The 18,878-nt window shown below is 72.6% G+C and carries 13 protein-coding genes; 7 read left to right on the plus strand and 6 right to left on the minus strand.

Going from position 1 to position 18,878, the window contains the following annotated elements; translation table 11 throughout:
- Window positions 1-88 precede the first annotated feature (88 nt).
- The 3 genes from IF73_RS0105805 to IF73_RS0105815 form a co-directional block, all read right to left on the minus strand.
- Window positions 89-1,603 carry a glycoside hydrolase family 43 protein gene (locus tag IF73_RS0105805; RefSeq protein ID WP_037878350.1) on the minus strand — a complete coding sequence of 505 codons (1,515 nt, stop codon included), beginning with the start codon at window positions 1,601-1,603 and terminating at the stop codon, window positions 89-91.
- A 53-nt stretch (window positions 1,604-1,656) separates the two neighbouring features.
- On the minus strand, window positions 1,657-3,792 hold the full coding sequence (locus IF73_RS0105810) for an alpha-galactosidase (RefSeq protein WP_031004164.1): 2,136 nt from the start codon (window positions 3,790-3,792) through the stop codon (window positions 1,657-1,659).
- A gap of 181 nt (window positions 3,793-3,973) precedes the next feature.
- Window positions 3,974-4,807, minus strand: coding sequence for a helix-turn-helix domain-containing protein (locus IF73_RS0105815; protein WP_051716557.1), 834 nt, complete (start codon window positions 4,805-4,807; stop codon window positions 3,974-3,976).
- 135 nt (window positions 4,808-4,942) lie between these two features.
- Between IF73_RS0105815 and IF73_RS0105820 the strand changes: the two genes are divergently transcribed.
- A complete protein-coding gene (locus IF73_RS0105820; protein WP_031004168.1) occupies window positions 4,943-6,136 on the plus strand; it encodes a Gfo/Idh/MocA family protein in 1,194 nt (397 codons plus the stop codon).
- Window positions 6,137-6,458: 322 nt separating this feature from the next.
- Here the strand turns inward: IF73_RS0105820 and IF73_RS0105825 are convergent, their stop codons facing one another.
- On the minus strand, window positions 6,459-7,247 hold the full coding sequence (locus IF73_RS0105825; RefSeq protein WP_031004170.1) for a helix-turn-helix domain-containing protein: 789 nt from the start codon (window positions 7,245-7,247) through the stop codon (window positions 6,459-6,461).
- A 143-nt stretch (window positions 7,248-7,390) separates the two neighbouring features.
- Here IF73_RS0105825 and IF73_RS0105830 point away from each other — a divergent pair, with 143 nt between their 5' ends.
- The 4 genes from IF73_RS0105830 (at window position 7,391) to IF73_RS0105845 (ending at window position 12,571) form a co-directional block, all read left to right on the plus strand.
- The gene (locus tag IF73_RS0105830) at window positions 7,391-8,206 is read left to right on the plus strand and encodes a phytanoyl-CoA dioxygenase family protein (RefSeq protein WP_031004172.1); all 816 of its coding nucleotides are present in this window, start codon (window positions 7,391-7,393) and stop codon (window positions 8,204-8,206) included.
- Window positions 8,203-8,493 (plus strand): hypothetical protein, encoded by a 291-nt coding sequence (locus IF73_RS0105835; protein WP_031004173.1) that lies wholly within the window; start codon window positions 8,203-8,205, stop codon window positions 8,491-8,493. Before IF73_RS0105830 ends, IF73_RS0105835 begins: the two co-directional genes overlap by 4 nt.
- Before the next feature lie 79 nt (window positions 8,494-8,572).
- Complete coding sequence (locus tag IF73_RS0105840) at window positions 8,573-11,437, plus strand: glycoside hydrolase family 3 protein (RefSeq protein ID WP_037878352.1); 2,865 nt, start codon at window positions 8,573-8,575, stop codon at window positions 11,435-11,437.
- Between the two features lie 156 nt (window positions 11,438-11,593).
- On the plus strand, window positions 11,594-12,571 hold the full coding sequence (locus IF73_RS0105845; RefSeq protein ID WP_031004175.1) for an acetylxylan esterase: 978 nt from the start codon (window positions 11,594-11,596) through the stop codon (window positions 12,569-12,571).
- A gap of 1,291 nt (window positions 12,572-13,862) precedes the next feature.
- Here IF73_RS0105845 and IF73_RS42830 read toward each other — a convergent pair.
- On the minus strand, window positions 13,863-14,411 hold the full coding sequence (locus tag IF73_RS42830; protein WP_031004178.1) for a hypothetical protein: 549 nt from the start codon (window positions 14,409-14,411) through the stop codon (window positions 13,863-13,865).
- A gap of 226 nt (window positions 14,412-14,637) precedes the next feature.
- On the opposite strand from IF73_RS42830, the gene IF73_RS0105860 reads away from it, so the two are divergent.
- Complete coding sequence (locus IF73_RS0105860) at window positions 14,638-17,070, plus strand: hypothetical protein (protein ID WP_158821926.1); 2,433 nt, start codon at window positions 14,638-14,640, stop codon at window positions 17,068-17,070.
- A gap of 226 nt (window positions 17,071-17,296) precedes the next feature.
- Here IF73_RS0105860 and IF73_RS0105865 read toward each other — a convergent pair whose 3' ends face one another.
- Window positions 17,297-18,130, minus strand: coding sequence for a class II glutamine amidotransferase (locus IF73_RS0105865; protein ID WP_031004182.1), 834 nt, complete (start codon window positions 18,128-18,130; stop codon window positions 17,297-17,299).
- 286 nt (window positions 18,131-18,416) lie between these two features.
- Between IF73_RS0105865 and IF73_RS0105870 the strand changes: the two genes are divergently transcribed.
- Window positions 18,417-18,860 (plus strand): hypothetical protein, encoded by a 444-nt coding sequence (locus IF73_RS0105870; protein WP_031004184.1) that lies wholly within the window; start codon window positions 18,417-18,419, stop codon window positions 18,858-18,860.
- The last annotated feature ends 18 nt before the right edge of the window (window positions 18,861-18,878 follow it).

The following is an 18,878-nucleotide window of genomic DNA, read 5'->3' on the forward strand; positions in this document are numbered from 1 at the left end:
TGCAATGCACGCCGACCCTATCCCCGGGCCCGACGCGTTGTCCATCCTTCGTTGAAGCGCTTCGACGCCGGGGGTCCGGGGGCTTCGCTCAGCCGTCGAGGGGCTCGTAGTCGAACCAGTCGAAGTGGACGGTGCCCTCCGCGGCGTACATGCCGATGACCCGGCCCGTGAAGCCGCCGGCGACCTCGGTCGACAGATAGCGGCCGTCGAGGGTCGCGAGCTCCGTGACGGTGCCGTCGGGCTGCTCGACACCAAAGGAGACGACGTCGGGGCCCGTGCACGGTCCGTGCGGGGTCGGCGGTTCCGTGACCGTGACGGCGAGGACGACCGGCCCGGCGGGCACGGACCGCGCGGCCACGACCGTGCGCAGCGAGCCGACCCGCGCGACGGCCCGTACCTCCGTGCCGGACACCTCGATCGCGTAGTGGTGCCGCTCGTCGAGCCGGACGGCGAGGCCGCCGCACCCCTCCGCGGCATCGACCAGAGTGCGCGCCCGGCACGCGAGGTGCTGCTGGCGCCGGCCGGTGAACACCACGTCGGGCTCGTCCAGGGAGGCTCCCCGCGCCCGGAGCGTGAGCCAGCCGGGGCGCTCCTCGGTGGTGCAGAGTCCGGCCGGCCGGTCGCGCAGGGAGATCCAGGACGGTCGCAGGTCGGCGAGGTCGAAGTCGTCCCGCTGCTCCTCGACGGGGCCGGGGGAGAGCGGCCAGGGGAGCTCGGGCAGGTCCAGGGCCACCTCGCCGACGACCGGCCAGTCGTCCACCCAGGTCACGGGGGCCAGGAAGGTCTCCCGGCCGAGCACGTGCCAGCCCGGCGTGCCGCCGCCGGGCCGGACGCCGAGCAGCACCATCCACCAGGAGCCGTCGGGGCCCTGGACGAGATCGGCGTGCCCGGTGTTCTGCACGGGGTGGTCGGTGCCGCGGTGGGTGAGGACCGGGTTGGCCGGGCACGGCTCGAACGGGCCGGCGGGCGTACGGCCGCGGGCGATCGAGACACCGTGGCCGCGCTCGGTGCCGCCCTCGGCGATGAGGAGGTACCAGTAGTCCCCGATCCGGTACAGGTGCGGCGCCTCCGGGGCCTTGGCGCCGGGCCCGCCGGACCAGAGTCGGTGCGGTGTCCCGTACGTCTGCCCGGTGGACGGGTCGAGACGGACCTGCGCGACCCCGGCGACCGTGCACCAGCAGGTGCCGTCCTCCTCCCACACCAGGTCGGGATCGATGCCGGGCACTCCCGGCGCCCAGACGGGGTCCGACCACGGTCCGGCGGGGTCGGTCGCGGTGACGATCAGGTTGCCGCCGCCCTCGCTGCAGTTGGTGACGATCAACCAGAAGCGTCCGTCGTGGTGGCGCAGGGTGGGGGCGTAGATCCCGCCGGAGGACGGCATGGAGGCGGGCAGCCGCAGTTGTTCCGGCCGGTCCAGGGCGTTGCCGATCTGCGTCCAGTGCACCAGGTCGCGGCTGTGGAAGAGGGGGACGCCGGGGAAGTACTCGAAGCTGGAGCAGGCCAGGTAGTAGTCGTCGCCGACGCGGCAGACGCTGGGGTCGGGGTGGAAGCCGGGGATCACGGGGTTGCCGAGGCGTCGGTCCGTGCGGCGCAGTGGGGGCACCCGAGGGGTCCTCTCGTCGATGCGTGCGGGAGTCGGTGCGTGGTCGGGGTGGTTCAGGGGGCGCCGGGGACCGTGGGGGTGACGCGGAGGAGGACGGCGGACGGCGCGGTGGGCAGGGTCAGGCTCAGCTCGGCCGTGCCGGGCCGCCAGGCGGCATCGGCCCGGCCGGCCGAGGGATAGAGCAGGTCGACCCGGGCGGGGGTGTCCCGCAGGTGGGGCAGGCGAAGCGTCGCCGTGGCGTCGGCTCCCGGGCGGCGCCAGGCCGTGAGGTACGTGGTGGCGGGCGCACGCATGGCCAGGGCGATCCAGGGGTCGTCCCAGGCGGGAAGGCCGAGCGGCCAGGAGGGTACGGCCTGCGGAAGGTCGGCACGGATGGCCTTGTACACCGCCACCGCCTCGTGGACCAGGGCGCGGGCGTCCCCCTCGAGTTCGGGCAGGCGGCCGGAGAGGTGGATCCGGCCGAGCAGCGCGTTGGCCATGGTGAAGGCCACCTCGTCGAGGGAGTCCTCCGGCCGGGGGTACGCCCAGACGGCACCCTGTTCGGGGGTGACGGCGGTGGGCGCGGAGGCCGCGATGGGGGCGTAGAGGTGGAGGTTCTGCTGGTCGCTGGTGGACTGCAGCTGCAGCCGGGACAGCAGGGCGTCGTCCCAGCGCATGCCGCCGGAGGCGCAGTTCTCCACGACCAGGTGCGGGTACCGGTCGAGGACGCCGTCGAGCCAGTCGAGGTGCGCCCGGTTGTGGCCGAGCAGGCCGGCGCCCGGGGTCTCGCCGGGGTGGGCGCTGGTGCCGGAGCCGGGGTCGATGTTGTGGTCGAGCTTGAGGTAGCCGACGCCCCACTCGCCGACCAGGCGGTCCACGACCCGGTCCAGGTGGGCCCGGGCGGCCGGGTGGCGCAGGTCCAGGTGGTACCGGCCGGTCTCCGTGACGCGGACCCCGTCGCGGCGGAAGAACGCCTCGTCGGGCAGGGACGTGGCCATGGGGCTGTGGACGCCGATGACCTCCGGCTCCAGCCACAGGCCGGGCACCATGCCGCGTCGCCGGATGTGGTCCAGCACCTCGTGGATCCCCTTCTCGCCGGGGAAGCGGGAGGCGGCCGGCTCCCAGGCGCCGACGCTGGTCCACCAGCCGCCGTCACCGTCGTCGTACCAGCCCGCGTCGATGACGAAGTGCTCGGCGCCGGCCGTGGCTGCGGCGTCGATCAGCGGCAGCAGCCTGTCGGTGGTGGGATCGCCCATCAGGCAGTTCATGTAGTCGTTGAAGACGACGGGCAGGCGCTGGTGGTCGGTATGGGGGCGGCGCCGGGCGCGGCGGTAGCGGGTCAGCGCGGCGAACGCGGAGTCGGGGCCGCCGTCGGCGCCGAAGGCCAGCGCGGCGGGCACGGTACGGAAGACGGCGCCGGGCTCCAGGGGGTGCCGCCAGCCGTGGTGGGTGTCGGTGGGCCCGAACAGTGCGGCGTAGGCCGCCCCGTCGTGCTCCTGGCACTCCCAGCGCCAGCCCCCGCCGTTGTGCTCGATCTGCCACACCCAACTGCGTCCGGTGCGCCGGTCCGTCAGACCGCCCATGGGCAGGTGTCCGCAACCGGACCAGGTGCCCTGCCCGTTCAGGGCGAAGCCGGCCTTGCCGTGGCCGTACGTCACGCTTCCGCTGACGCCGGGTGTGGTCCGGCGCATCGGCTGCCGCTGCCAACGGCACTCGGCGAGCCAGTCGTTGTCCGCCCACAGCAGGTCGGCGGCGTCGACGGCCGCCGGGTCCCGCGGGGTGAGGCAGCCCACCGTGAGCGAGCTGACCGACTCCAGGTGCAGGGTGGTCCGCCCCTCGTTGCGCAGCGTCACCTCACTGCGGAGCACCGGGATGCCGTCCGGCGACCGGTAGGCCACCTCCGCGACCAGCCCGGTCTCCGGGTCGTGGAGCTGCACGGTCAGCGTGTGCCAGTCGCCGTCGCGGGCCGCGCGGTGGGCCCGGTGGCGCAGCCGCCCGCCGAGAGCGGTTCCGACGAGGCGGCTGCCCGACCAGTCGCGGCCGTGACCCGCGGCCGTCACCTCCACCAGGGGGAGTGACGGACCGGGGACCGCCGGCGCTTCGCCGGGCGGTCCGAGGTGCGTAAGGCGCGGGCTGCCGTCGTCGCCGACGACGAGGGCGAGGTGAAGGGCCTCGTGCCCCCAGTGGAAGGTCCCTTGTTCCTCGGTCATGGCGGCCCTTTCGAGGTCGGTGCCGGCGGTGGGTGCGCGGCCCTCGCGGGCCGTGCGGAAGGCGCTGTCGAAGCGCTTCACTTCCCGGCGTAAGCTAACGGACCGGTTTCGTAGGAGACAAGGGGTTCTGCCACGGAGGGGGGCCTCCTGCGCACGGCGAAGCGCTTCGACAGTGTCGCTGTCAAAGTCCGCGTCCGTGGTGCCGGAACCGCGCCGGGGTCGTTCCGCACGCGTCCGTGAAGACCCGGTAGAAGCGGCTGACCGACCCGAAGCCGGCGGCCGCGGCCACCTGGCTCGCGGGGAGTTCGGTCGTCACCAGCAGCCGGCGTGCCTCAGCGAGCCGGTACAGCCTCACGTAGTCGCCGATCGTGGTCCGCACGACCTGACGGAACCGGGTCATGGCATAGGTCGGGTGGACGTTCGCCGCCGCGGCGACGTCCGCGACGGTGATCGGCTCGCGGAAGTGACGGGCGATGTACCGCGCCATGGACACCGCCTGGCGCAGGGCCGGATCGTCCCCCGCGTGTCGACGTGCCGGCTCGCCGACCGTGGCGAGCGCCAGGCGTCGGACGCGCGCCTGTATCTCCAGCATCGCGATGCGGTGCAGTTCGTCGTCGCCCGCGGCCAGATCCGCGGCCCACTGGGTGAACCTCGCCGGATCGCCCGCGTCGGCACGGCCCGCCGGGGAGATCACCGGAACGCCCGAGAGCACACGGGCGAGGAGCGGTTGGGGCAGCCCCCAGGCGAGGAACCGGTCGAAGGGAACGTGCAGCCAGTGGACGCGCGTCGCCTCGCTCGCCACCAACTGGTGCGGGATCGCGGCCCAGAACACGGCGAGGCCGCCCACCGCGACCTCGACGAGCTCGCCGCCGTGGAGATAGAGCATCGACCCGCCGCCGGCCACGAAGTTGATCTCCAGGTCGTCGTGCCGGTGCGCTGCCGCCATCAGCGTCGGGCGTCCGGACCAGGCGCGCAGGTACGAGGGTTCGTCGACCAGGGCACCCTGAGGATCCAAGAAGTTCTCGCTTCGAAACGGCGCAGACATCGCGGGGAATCGGATCCTATCGTCGTGGCGCAGGGCCGAAGCCCGCGCCGTCATGCGACCGGCACCGGTCCACACCCACTCCCACGTACCTGATGGAGATTTCGCGTGTTCTCACTCGGCATCGTCGGAGCCGGCCAGTTCGCCGGTTCGTTCGCCAAACTCTGGCGCCTGCACCCCGGCGTCGGCGACATCAAGGTCACCGACCTGCTCCCCGAGCGCGCCGAGCGACTCGTCGCCGAGCACGACCTCGCCGGCACGCTCCCCTCGTTCGAGGCCATGCTCGACTCCGATCTCGACGCCGTCGCGCTCTTCACCCAGCGCTGGACCCACGGCCCCCTCGCCGTGCGGGCGTTGCGTGCGGGCAAGGACGTCTACAGCGCGGTCCCGATGGGCGTGACCGAGGCCGAGATCGCGGACATCATCACGGCGGTCGAGGAGACCGGCCGGATCTACATGATGGGCGAGACGAGCTACTACCACCCGGCGACGGTCTACGCGCGCGCCCGGATCGCCGCGGGAGAGTTCGGCCGGATCTTCTACGCGGAGGGCGACTACGTCCACGACATGGACTGGGGCTTCTACGACGCGTACAAGTACAGCGGTGGCGAGAACTGGAAGGCCACCGCCAGCTACCCGCCGCTGCTCTACCCGACGCACTCCATCGGCGGGGTCCTCGGCGCCTGGCAGACGCACGCCGTGAGCGTCTCGGCGATCGGCGTTCCGGACGAGCGCGGCGACGGCGTGTTCGACCGCGAGATCAGCCAGTTCGACAACGACTTCTCCAACGCCACCGCGCTGTTCGAGGTCGCGGGCGGCGGCAGCTTCCGCACGAACGAGTTCCGCAGGGTCGGATACATCGGCAAGGAGTCGCGCTTCCGCTACTTCGGTACGGAAGCGGTCCTCGAACAACTGGGCTCGGTCAGCCTGTGGCAGGACAAGAAGGGCGAGCGCGACGTCACCGCGCACCTGCACCCCGCACCCACCCTCTCACCGGACGACCCGGCGCTCGCCCACGTCGCCCCGGAACTGCGCGACGCCTTCGCCTCCGGCACCGCGCCCGTCCACGACCGCTCCCGGCTCCCGCGTGAGTTCGCGCACGCGCCCAACGGCCACGAGGGCAGCCACCACTTCCTCGCCGACGACTTCGCCGTCGCGGTCGCGACACGAACGCCTCCACCGCTGCACGCGTGGACCGCCGCCCGCTACACCCTCCCCGGCATCATCGCCCACCAGTCCGCCCTCCGGGCCGGCGCGCGCCTCCCGGTCCCCGACCACGGAGACGGACCGCGCGTCTCGTAGCACGCCATGCACGGGCCCAGGGGAGGGCCTGTGCGCACCAGATCGTCCTGCCGTCGGTGGTGTGCCGGGTGCCCCCACGCCTGGCTGAGCTGGGCGACGAGCAACGGGCCCCGGCCACCCATGACGGCGAACTCCTGGCGCGCGGCACCTGCGCGGGTCCGGCCCCCGACCAGGTCGGCGACGTGCCGGGGGTCCAGCGGGTCCGCTCCGTCCGGCGCGCCGATTCGGGCACGGTGGGTGTCGAGCGATCGGCGGCACGTGGTCGGCGCCTTCTGCCGGGCCCCCGGCCCCGGCGGGGCCCTCCTTCCTCAGCTCGGCCCCGTCACGCCCCGCGGGCGGGGCCGGCGCCGCGGACGGCGCGGGGTGACGCGCCGAGTTCGCGGCGGCATGCCTTGTTGAACGCCTGGAGGTCGGGGATGCCGACCGAGGCGGCGACGGCGGGGATGGAGAGCGTGGTGGCCCGCAGGAAGTGGCGTGCGCGTTCCATCCGGCGGGCTCGGATGTAGCCGACGACGGTCTCCCCGGTGGCGGCGCGGAAGAGCCGGGTCAGGTGGTTGTGGGAGACGCCGGCCGCCTTCGCGATCTCCGGCACCGTCAGGGACTCCGTCAGCCGCGCCTCGATCAGGGCCGTCGCGGCCGCCACCGCCGGATGCACGGCCCGGGCGCTCTGCTCCCTCGGCGGGGTGAGCCGGGCGATCCGCCACAGGGCGGCCCAGACCTCCGCGGTCGCCCGGGCCGGGGTGTTCGGCCAGGCGGCCAGGGCCTGGCGCAACTGTGCGCCGAGCAGGTCGAGTTCGGGACCGGCTTGCTGGATCACGGGAATGCCGTGGGGTGTTCCCGTCGAGCCCAGGCGGAGGTGGACGTAGAGGTGCTCGGAGCGGCCCCGGTAGCGGTACCGCACCTCGGTTCCGGGCGGTACGAGGCTGACCCGCCCGGGTCGGATGGCGTGCTCGGAGCCGTCGACCGTCAGGTCCGCTTCGTAGCCGTAGAGATGGAGCTGCCACAGGTCCGGCAGCGAGAACACGTCCACGTGGCCGGCCGGGCCGTGCACGCCGACACCGACGGCGGCGAGAGTGGGAGGGTCGTCGAGAGGGGCGAGGACCGTCTGCATGGGCAGGTGTTCTACCACGACGGACGCGGCCGCTCCTCGGACGCGGTCGTCGGCGTGCGTCGTGGCCGGACGGTGAGAATCGACCAGTGGAGGGTGAACGCGGCCCACGCGGTGCGGGGCGACCGGACCCTAGCGTGGCCGTCATGGAGAACAGGCGAGAGCTGCTGAGCTCGGTGCAGATGGCGCGCTTCGTGGCGCGCGGGTCACTGCGGCTGGACGCGGTGGTGCCGGCGGAGACGAACGCCGAGGGCCTGGCGGTCCTGGCGGGCGGGCTGCCGCCGGTGCCGTACGGGACACCGCTGTCCGACGCGTACGCGGAGGGCTCCTTCGTCCGACGGCTGCTGGAACTGCCGCAGGTGGCAGGGGCCCTGCGCAGTCTGGTCGGCCCGGAGCCCTGGGTGGACCACCACTTCGTGCACACCCGCGAGCCGCACGGCGGCGCCGCGCAGGCGCTGCACGGGGACGCCATCATCGACGTCCGACCGGACGCCTTCGACGTCCAGTTGATGTACTACCCGCAGGCCGTGACGCTGGAGATGGGCGGAACGCTCAGCGTGCCGGGCAGCCATCTGCGGCGGATCAACGAATCGGACACCGGCCGCTACCAGAACCTGCGCGGCCAGGACCGCCTGGTCTGTCCGGCCGGCACGGTGGTGCTTCTGCACCACGGCATCTGGCACGGGGGCCGGCGCAACGACAGCGACACCCCCCGCCACATGTTCAAGATCCGCTTCAACCCCCGGGTGCGTCAGCGACGTCTGTGGGACACCTCGGATCTCCACGACCCGCGGGTGGCGGAGGAGTTGGACGTGATGTTCCCGTGGTACGAGGGAGCGACCGGCCGCCTGGAGCGGTACAACCGCATCCTGCTGTGGCGGGAGCTGACCGGCGACGACGGCTTCGACCTCGACCACTGGGTGACCAGGGTCTCCAACCGGCCGAAGGAGACGGTGGCATGACGACGCCGCGGCAGCAGGTGCTCGTGCTGTACCTGGCGAGCTCGGCGCTGGACTCCCAGGTCGTGGGATGGTCGCGCTACGACGGCACCGGCCGCACCTCGCCCACCACGGGCGACGGCGACGAGCCGCCGTACGAGACGGGGGTGGACGCGCTGCGGGACGGCTGGCGGCTGTTCCAGGCCGCGCAGCTGATTCCGCCGTACCCGGGACACGAGTACGACGTCTCCTTCCTCAAGCACGAGTTCTTCTTCGAACGGCTCGTCGATGTGCGGGCGCAGCTTCATTGACAGGCGAGGGAGGCGGATGGGACCGTCGAAGCGCTTCGACGAACGGTCACCGCAACCAGCTCGCCTGAGGGGTTTCCACGTGAGTTCCGCGCCCGCGCCCGCGTCCGCATCCCAGCCGCCCGCTTTCCGTGATCCCGCACTGCCGCTGCGGAAGCGCGTCGACGACCTCCTCTCACGGCTCACGCCCGACGAGCGGATCGCGATGCTGCACCAGCACGTGCCGGCCGTCCCGCGGCTCGGCCTCGCCGCCTTCCGCACGGGCAGCGAGGCCCTGCACGGGGTCTCCTGGATGGGGGTGGCGACGGTCTTCCCGCAGGCCGTCGGCCTCGGCGCCACCTGGGACGAGGACCTGGTCCGCCGGGTCGCCGAGGCCGTCTCGGTCGAACTGCGCGCCTTCCACCACCACCGCACTCCCGCCGTCGGCGACGGCCCCCACAGCCTGCAGGCGTGGGCGCCCGTCCTGAACCTGCTGCGCGACCCGCGCTGGGGACGCAACGAGGAGGGCTACTCCGAGGACCCGGTGCACACCGCCCGGCTCGGCGAGGCGTACTGCCGGGGCCTGGCCGGCGACCATCCGGCCTACCTGCGGACGGCCCCCGTCCTCAAGCACTTCCTCGCCTACAACAACGAGGACGACCGCTGCACCACCTCCTCCGGTGTGCGCCCGCGCGTCCTCCACGAGTACGACCTGGCCGCCTTCCGGCCCGTCGTCGCCTCCGGCGCCGCGACCGGAGCCATGGCCGCGTACAACCTGGTCAACGGCCGCCCCTGCCACGTCAGCCCGCTGATCGAGAACGAACTGCGCCGCTGGGCCCGGCCCACCGGACACGAGCTGTTCGTGGTCAGCGACGCCGAGGCGCCCTCCAACCTGGTCGACCCGGAGCACTACTTCGACGACCACGCCGAGTCCCACGCCGCCGCGCTCAAGGCCGGCATCGACAGCTTCACCGACCACGACGAGGACAGCGCCACGCCGGTCGGCCGGCTGCGCGAGGCGCTGGAGCGCGGCCTCACGACACAGGCCGACGTGGACCGCGCGGTGCGACGCCAGCTCGAACTCCGCTTCCGGCTCGGCGAGTTCGACCCGGACCTCGACCCGTACGCCGGGATCGGCCCGGAGGTCATCGACTGCCCCGAGCACCGCGCCCTGGCCCGACACGCGGCGACCGAGTCGGTGGTCCTGCTCAAGAACGACGGGCTGCTGCCGCTCGACCCGGCGCGGACCCCGAGGATCGCCGTCATCGGCCCGCTCGCCGACACGCTGTGCGAGGACTGGTACAGCGGCACCATGCCCTACCAGGTGACCGTCGCCGACGGGCTCGCCGCCGCACTCGGCGCCCACGGCGGCGAGGTGGTCCGGGTGGAGGGCGCCGACCGTGTCGCGCTGCGCTCCCGCACCACCGGCGAACTCCTCGGCAAGACCGCCTTCGACGTGACCGACTGGGGGCGCGGCATGCTGACCCTCCGCGCCGCCGACACCGGTCACTACCTGAGCCTCAAGGACGACGACGCCACCGTGGCGGCCGACCAGAAGGGACTCAAGAACTGGTTCGTCAAGGAGACCTTCCGGATGGAACCGGCCGGGGCGGACACGGTGCTGCTGCGCTCCGTGTTCACCGGCCGCTACGCCGCCGTGGACCCGACCGACGGCCGCGTCACCGTCACCGCCGACGCCCCGGACTCCGCCGAACGCTGGGAGCGAGAGCTGCTGCGCGACGGCGCGGCCGAGGCCCGGGCAGCCGCCGGGGCGGCCGACGCGGCGGTCGTCGTCCTCGGCAACCACCCCATGATCAACGGCCGTGAGACCGAGGACCGCGCGGACATCGACCTGCCCGCGGCCCAGGAGGAGCTGCTCCGCACGGTCGCGGCCGTGCGCCCGGAGACGGCGCTCGTGGTCATGAGCAGCTACCCGTACGCCGTCGACTGGGCCGACGAGCACCTGCCCGCCGTGGCATGGACCTCCCACGGAGGACAGGAGACGGGCCACGCGCTGGCCGCCGTGCTCCTCGGCGAGGCCGACCCCGCCGGGCGCCTCCCGCAGACCTGGTACCGGGGCGACGATCCGCTGCCGGACCCGCTCGACTACGACATCATCAAGGCGGGCTGGACCTACCAGTACCACCCGGCCGCTCCCCTCTACCCCTTCGGCCACGGGCTGTCGTACACCGACTTCTCCTACCGCGACCTGCGGTTGTCGCGGTCGTCGACCGGCCCGGACGGCGCGGTCGACGTCACGGTGACCGTGGTCAACACCGGTGCCCGGGCAGGCAGCGAGGTGGTGCAGGTCTACGTCCGGGCGCTGGACGCCCGTCACGAGGCGCCCGGGCTGCGCCTGGCCGACTTCCGCAAGACGCACCTGGAGCCGGGGGAGAGCGGCGAGGTGACGTTCCGGCTGCCGGCCGAACGGCTCGCCCACTGGGATGTCGCCACCTCCGCCTTCACCGTCGATCCCGGCGGCTACGAGATCATCGTCGCCCGCTCCGCCGGTCACCCGGTCCTCACCGCCCCCCTGACGGTGACCGGGACGGCGCCGGCGCCCCGGGGCGTCGTGGAACGGCGGACCCTTGCGGTCGACTTCGACGACTACGCGGACGTCACCCTCGTCGACGCCAGCCGGACCGACGGTGACGCGGTCACGCCCACGGACCTCACCCGGCCCGGGACGCTGATCTTCCGGGACGTCGACCTCTCCGGGGCCGTCCGGATCGAGGCCGAGACCGCCCGCGAGGACGCCGGACCCGGCGACGCGCGGCTGGTCGTCGCGCTCGGCGACCACGTGCTCGCCGAGCTCGACGTCCCCCTCACCGGCGACCGTCACGCGTGGCGGACGATCGCAGGCGAACTGGACGCCCCGCCCGAGGGCGTCCACGACCTGCGCCTGACCCTGCACGGTGACTTCCGCCTCTCCGCCTTCCGCTTCGGCACCCCTGGCGGAGCCGACTGACCCCTCGCGCCCGCCCGTGAACCGGCGGCCCGTCCACGGTGGGGGAGGACGGGCCGCCCCTTCCGTGGCCCGGCCGCGCCCCGGCCCGCGAGGCGCGCGGCCCCGATGCCCCTCGCCCCCCGCCACCTCGTCCCCACTCCGACCGGAGGAAGTACCATGCCGCTCACCGATCTCGGGATCGACGAGCTCGTCGGCTACCGGCCGCAGCCGACCGCTCCGCCCGACTTCGACGCGTTCTGGCGTCGCACCCTCGCCGAAGCCCGGTCCCACGACGGGACGGTCAAGACCGAACGGGTCACCTCCGCGCACCTGCTGCACACCGTCGACGTCGACGACGTGCGTTTCCCCGGCTGGAACGGCGAGCCGGTGGCCGCCTGGCTCCTGCGCCCGCGCGGCACGGAGGGACCGCTGCCGGTCGTCGTCACGTACATCGGCTACAGCGGCGGCCGCGGTCTGCCCACCGACCATCTGTTCTGGTCCGCCGCCGGCTTCGCCCAGCTCGTCGTCGACAGCCGGGGCCAGGGCCACGACACCCCGGACCGGACGACGGGCGACGGCACGCAGTGGGCCGGGGGGTTCATGACCCGAGGCATCGACTCCCCCGAGAACTACTACTACCGGCGGCTGATCACCGACTGCGTACGCGCCGTGGACGCCGTCGCCGGGCTGCCCGGCCTCGACCCGCGAAGGATCGTGGTGGCCGGAGGCAGCCAGGGCGGCGGCCTGTCCCTCGCCGTCGCGGCCCTCGCCGGAGACCGCGTGGCGGCGGCACTGCCGGACGTCCCGTTCCTGTGCCACTTCCGCCGCGCCGTGCGGATCACCGGGGAGGGCCCCTACCCGGAGATCGCCGAGTACCTCCGCCGGCACAGTCGCGAGCGCGTGGAACAGACCCTCGCCACCCTCGACTACTTCGACGGCGTCCACTTCGCCCGGCGGGCCACCGCGCCGGCACTGTTCAGCGTCGCCCTGATGGACCCGATCTGCCCGCCGTCCACGGTCTACGCCGCCTACAACCACTACCGGGGCGAGGACCGCACCATGACCGTCTGGCCCTTCGGCGACCACGGCGGCGGCTACGGCTCCAACCCGCCGGTCCAGCTGTCCTGGCTGCGCGAGCGCGGTCTCACACCCTGACCCGTACCACGTCTCCCCGTCCCCCAAGGAGCCGCAGAATGACGTCACAGGCCGCGGACGCCACTGTCACCGTCGACTTCTCCACCACCAGGGGCGCCCCCACGTACCGTGCCTCGGGCACCCTCTACGGGATGGCCGAGGACGGCTCGCTGCCCCAGGAGCACTTCTACAAGGACATCAGGTGGAGGTTCATGCGGGCCGGCGGCGCACAGCTGGACAGCCCGGGAGGCTGGGTCGCCGGCACGTACGACCGCCGGTGGAAGTCCACCCTCGCCCAGTACAGGAGCACCAAGGCGCTGGGCGGCACCTTCGTCATCCTGCCGCACGACCTGTGGGGCGCCGACGGGACCACCTCGCCCACCTTCCCCGGTGACAACGGTGACTGGTCCCGCTTCGACGCCTTCCACGACCGCCTGCTCGCCGACGCGAAGGCGGCCGGCATGACCGACATCCAGTGGGACATCTGGAACGAGCCCGACTACCCCGCGTTCTGGGACCGGCCGCAGGCCCAGTACCTGGACATGTGGAAGCGGGCCCACCAGCGGATCCGGGCCGTCTTCCCGGACGCCGTCATCGTCGGTCCCAGCACCGCCGGGAAGCCCTCCGCGGACGGGGACGGCCCCTGGTGGAACACGTACCTGGATTACGTGAAGGCCCACGAGGTCGAACCCGACATCTACAGCTGGCACGACCTGCCGGGCGACCCGGTCGCCGACGCCGACGCCGTCGACTCCAGGCTGGCCGCACGGTCGATGACCACGAACCGCCCGTTCCAGGTGAACGAGTACGCCGCCGACACCGAGCAGAACCCCGGCCGCGGCGGCTGGTACATCTCCCGTCTGGAGCGCGCCGGTGCCGACGGCATGCGCGCCAACTGGGCGTGGGGCGCGGACCTGCACGACTGCGCGGCGAACCTGCTCACCAGGACCGGTGGTCGGTATCTGCCACGGGGCGAGTGGTTCGTGTACCGGTACTACGGTTCGCAGACCGGCGACATCGTGAACCTCACGCCCGGTGCGCACACCGACGGGGTGGCGACGAAGGACAACGCCGCGCGCAACGCCATGATCCTGCTGGGCAGAAACGGCGACACCGGTGATGTCACCGTCGACCTCAACCGTCTCGACACGACGTCGGTGGTGGAGAACGGCCGGGTGCGCGCGATCGTCCAGCGCGTTCCGAACAACGGCGGCGGTGCGGTGGCGGGACCGGTGACGGTCTCCGACCGGACGCTGACCGTCAGCGGCGACTCGGCTTCGCTGGCCGTTCCGTGGACGGACGCCGCGGACGGCTACACCGTCACGCTGCTGCCGCCGTCCTCCTCGTCCTCGGACCCGGCCTCGTCGTACCAGCCTTCGACCATGCCGACGAGCCGTTCGTCGAGCGGATCGCCGAACTCGTCCTCGGTGGCGAGGAGTCGGCGCAGCGTGTTCAGGGGGTACCAGTGCTCGCCGGGCTCGGCGTCCGGTGCGCCGACGCAGGGGGTGTCCAGGTAGGCGGGGTCGGGGACCGCCGGGTAGAACGCCGGGAGCAGGCCGAAGGTGACGTCCGGTTCGAACTTCCACACCCAGCCCTCGCGCCGCCGGCGCAGGGTCTCGCCGATGTACCACACGGCTCCCTGGACGAAGGGGGAGCGGCGCTGCGCGGTGATCTCCTCCGGCTCGGCGAACGTCTCCTCGACCAGTTCCTCCAGGGCGTCGAGGGAGGCGTCGGAGAAGTCGAACCGGTCGACGCCGCCGGCGTCCCCGGCCCAGCGTTCGAAGGCGGCCCGGCGTTCGGCGAGCCAGGCCAGGAGGTCGGGGTGGCGGGTGGAGTCGTAGTCGGGGTGGGGTGTGGTCATGTGCCGAACCTACCGAACCGCGCCGTGACCCGTGCCATGACCTGTGTCATGACCCGCGCAGGATCTTCGCGGAGTCATCACACGACACGTCAACAACCGTGCGGATGCCAGGTGTTGAGGGCCCCTAGGGTGGTGCGTCGGCAGGAGCGGACACGCCACGGGGGCCCTTGTCCGGCCTGCCCTCGCCTTCTTGAGTCCCGTGGCCCCCACGACCAGGGACACGTACGTGAGCACATCGAGAACATCGATACGACGGCGCCTGAAGAGGCGCCTGACCGCCGCGCTGGCGGTCGTCTCCTCGGCGGCGGTGCTGCTGGTGGGCCTGCCGTCCGTCGCGTCGGCCGCACCCGGGGACTACGCGAAGATCACCGGCGGCAAGCGGTGCGACCAGAAGCACCTGAAGAAGACCGTCCCGCGGACGCCGAACAACTCGGGCGCACCGACGGGTGAGCACCACTGGACGAAGTCCGGGCCGGACGAGGAGTACTACTACAACAACTCGTTCAAGGGGTTCGAGAACGTTCCCGCGCCCACCGCGGCCGAGCTGGGGCGGGTCACCGGCAGCCGCGCGGACATCGACAAGTGGGACGCGGCGTACGCGGCCTCCAAGGACCCGGAGGACATGCGCAAGGCGATCTACTCCCGCTACAAGCGGCACCGGAACGAGTCGAACAGCCCCAAGCCGTTCGGCAGCTGGAAGGTCAACCTGATCAGCGCGCAGGTCAGCAAGCAGAAGGGAGGCGTGTTCGAGGTCAAGGCGGTGCAGGACTTCAACATGGTCGGTCCCGACTGGCTGTGCGAGGTCACGATCGAGATCTTCGACAAGGACGGCAGGAAGATCGCCTCCCGGCGGTACGACTCCTACAACCAGCGCACCGGTGAGCTGGGGGAGTTCAAGTCCGACGGGAAGCGCAAGCCGTCCCAGCTCCGGGCCGACAGGATCATCCTGCGGCACAAGGACGCGACGTACGACTTCACCCGGCACCGCCTGACGATGTTCACGTCGGAGAAGCCGAACGGGGCCACCCTCCGCGACTACCGGGCCGAGAACGACAAGCTGCGGACGGAGCGGGGGACGGGGAACAACCCGATCCGGATCGCCGAGCGCAGGGCGACCGCGAAGGGCCTGTGGCCGCAGACGAAGTACACGAAGACGTACAACGTGTTCAACCCGCTGCCGAACCGCGGCACCCAGGGCCCGGGCGCCTCGATCGCCTACGGCTCGGGACAGAACGCGGCCCAGGCGCGGCAGTTGCAGAACCGGTACCTGGCGGACAACGCCCGGTCCGCGCTCGGCCGGGGCCCGGGCGGAGTGGACTTCTCCACCCTGGAGCTCCACTACGTCGGCAACCCGGTCAAGGGCAAGGCCCTGGACTACTCCATGAAGGCCGACCTCATGCCCGACGAGGACGAGAACCCCGGCTGGGGAGGACAGGCGAAGCTCGAACTGGCCTCCGACGCCCTGTTCACGTGGCTGGCGCTCACCCCGGACCGGCAGTGGGTGAACCTCAACCCCGACCAGCCCGACACCATCATGGACCAGGCGTTCGGTGAGACCGACGCCGGCCGTGTCCTCCTCGTGGCCGACATGGAGATGAAGCGGGACTTCTCCCGCGCCATGGACCCCAAGAAGTCCCCGGGCAAGGAGTTCATGGACGCCGCCCCCAAGGTCGACGGGGTGCCGTGCTGGGGATCCGGACGCAACTGGATCGTTCCCGGCCGGGCGAAGGTCCGCGAGCAGGACGGCGGGATCTACATCCTCGACGCCCCGCTGGAGGTCAACCACGCGGCGATGGACTTCACCACGCCCGTCGAGGGAGAGGACTGCTCGAAGAGGCTCAGCAAGGAGGAGAAGGAGCGCAGCCACCGGCTGATCACCCGGTACCTCGTCCCGCACGTCGAGCAGCAGATCAACAACGACCCCAAGTACGCCGACCTGCGCCGCGTCTACAAGTCCCGCGTCGCGGCCGAGTGGATCCGCCAGCAGGACGCGAAGAAGGCCACCGACTTCCGTCCCCTCATCGACAGCAACGACCTGACGCGGTGGCCGCTGCGCGGTGAGAACGCCGACTGGGACAAGCGGACCGTGTGGCAGGAGATGGTGAAGTCCTTCACCAAGGGCGACTTCACCTACGAATGGCCCCTCGGCGACGGCCGGATCTACACGTTCTTCGTCGGCGGCATCGACTTCGCCAAGGCTCCCAAGCGGAACATCACCGGCGTCGAGTTCGCCGCCCAGCACCGTGAACTGCCCCGCGCGACCAAGGACTCCGTGCGCACGGAGACCTCCGCCCGCGACAGCGACACCGCGTTCCTGGGCGGCAGCGGCGCCGCGCTGACAGACGACGGGCGGCCCGACCCGACGCCGACACCGACGCCGGGCGACCCGACGCCGACACCGACCGACCCGACACCGACGCCGACCGACCCGACCGATCCGCCCACGTCGCCGGCCCCGGACCCGACGCGGCCCGACGGTGACACCGGCGGCAGCGGAGGCGCGACGCCGCCGGCGAACCGGCCGGACCCGGACGGCGGCCTCGCCGACACCGGATCGGACACCCCGATCGGCCTGATCTCCGGCATCGCCGCGGCGATCGCCGCCGCGGGCGCGGCCCTGGTGTGGTGGACGCGGCGCCGCCGCACCGCCCAGGAGTAGCCCGAACGAACAGCACGCCCAGGAAGGGCCCCACCCCGGTTCACCCCGGGGCGGGGCCCTTCCCCGCGTGCGGCCGCCCGGCGGAGCGCCGGTACGGCACGACGGGCCGAGGCCGGCACGTGTTCGTCCCGTCCACCCTGCCGGGGGTGACGACGGACGCCGGGGGCGGGGGAGTCACGGGCACGGCCACGCGCGGTCGGAGACCCGCGGCTTCCCTGCGGTTCGGTCAGGCCGCCGCCGGGGCGAAGCGGTGGAGTTCGTCCGCGCCCGGCTGCACGACGCCGTAGCTGTTCTCCGGCACCTCGTTCCAGGCACCCGGCAGGTCTCCCAGGGGCTCGGAGACGACGAGGCGGGTCTCCTCCGAGATGCCCCGCAGGAACGCGACGTCGGGGTGGAGGCGGCGCAGCGCGTCCACCCGGCTGCTGTAGAAGAGCGAGCGGGACTCCCGGGCGGTGGAGTAGCGGAAGACCCAGACGCGCTCGCCGTCGGTGAGGGCGAGCGTCATCTGGAGGGGGTGTTCCACCCCGTGATCGCGTCCGACCCGCTCCACGACGCCCGCCATCCTGGCGACGGCCGCGGGCGGGTCGTCGTCGAGACCGTAGGTGAGAGCCAGGTAGAACATGACCTCGGAGTCCGTCGTGCCCTCGATGTCCGCGTAGAGCGCCGGGTCGACGAGCAGGGTCAGGTCGCGGCGCAGCAGCGGGAATCCCGCGATCGCGCCGTTGTGCATGAACATCCAGCGGCCGTGCCGGAAGGGGTGGCAGTTCGCCTGCTGCACGGCCGTTCCGGTCGACGCCCTGATGTGGGCGAAGAAGAGCGGGGACTCGACGTGGTCCGCCAGCTCGCGCAGGTTGCGGTTGTTCCACGCGGGACCGACGTCCCGCAGCAGCGCCGGGGTGTCGGTGTGCTCCGAGTACCAGCCGATGCCGAATCCGTCGCCGTTGGTCGTCTCCACGCCCATCCTGGAGTGCAGGCTCTGGTCGATCAGGGAGTGGACCGGCCGGTAGAGGAGCGCTTCGAGCAGCACCGGCGTCCCCCGGTACGCGAGCCACCGACACATACGCGATCACCTGCATCCCTGCGCGGCACCGGTCCGGCACACGGTCCGGTCCCTCCATTCTCGGCGCCGTCGCCCCGGGTCGCCACAGCGGCGGCGTTTCCTCGGTCCGTCGGCCCGGGGAGCGGCGGCGTCCGGGCCCGTCCGCTCCGGGCTCCCGGCGGCACGCGCCCGACACCGCCGCGACGCCTTCGTCCGAACGGGGGCCACCGGGCCGGAAGCCGCTCCGTCCGGGGGATGTGCGGGCCGACACGCCCGCGCCGGCCCGCCGACGGGGCAAGACGTCTCCATGAGCACTCACGACGACGAGCGGAACGCCCCCGGCCCCGAGGCCCCCGACATGATCACGGTCGAGGCCCTGGGCTCGCTGTCCAAGGCGCTGGAGACCGCGGAGCGCGCCCGGGGCCATCTGTACGGCTTCCACCAGCTGACCGGCACCGCGGACTTCGAGCTCGACCGGGCGGTCCGGCTCCTGCGGGAGGCCGGGCACCACGCCTGGGCGGACCGGGTGGAGACGGAGATCCTGGGACGCGACGTCGTGCCGGGCCACTGGACGTACCAGATCGTCGACGCCTACAACGAGACCTACTACGAGCCGTTCCGGCAGCTGGAGCGCACCGCGGTCGCGGCCCTGTCCGGCGGCCAGGAGCACCGCTTCGAGGCCCGGCTCAGGAGGGAGCGCCGCCCTGCCGGCCACCCCGATCACGCCCCGGCCGCCGGGGCCGACGCCTGAGCGCCGCCGTCGGCCCCG

The sequence above is a fragment of the Streptomyces sp. NRRL F-5727 genome, assembly GCF_000719555.1.
Lineage (GTDB): Bacteria > Actinomycetota > Actinomycetes > Streptomycetales > Streptomycetaceae > Streptomyces.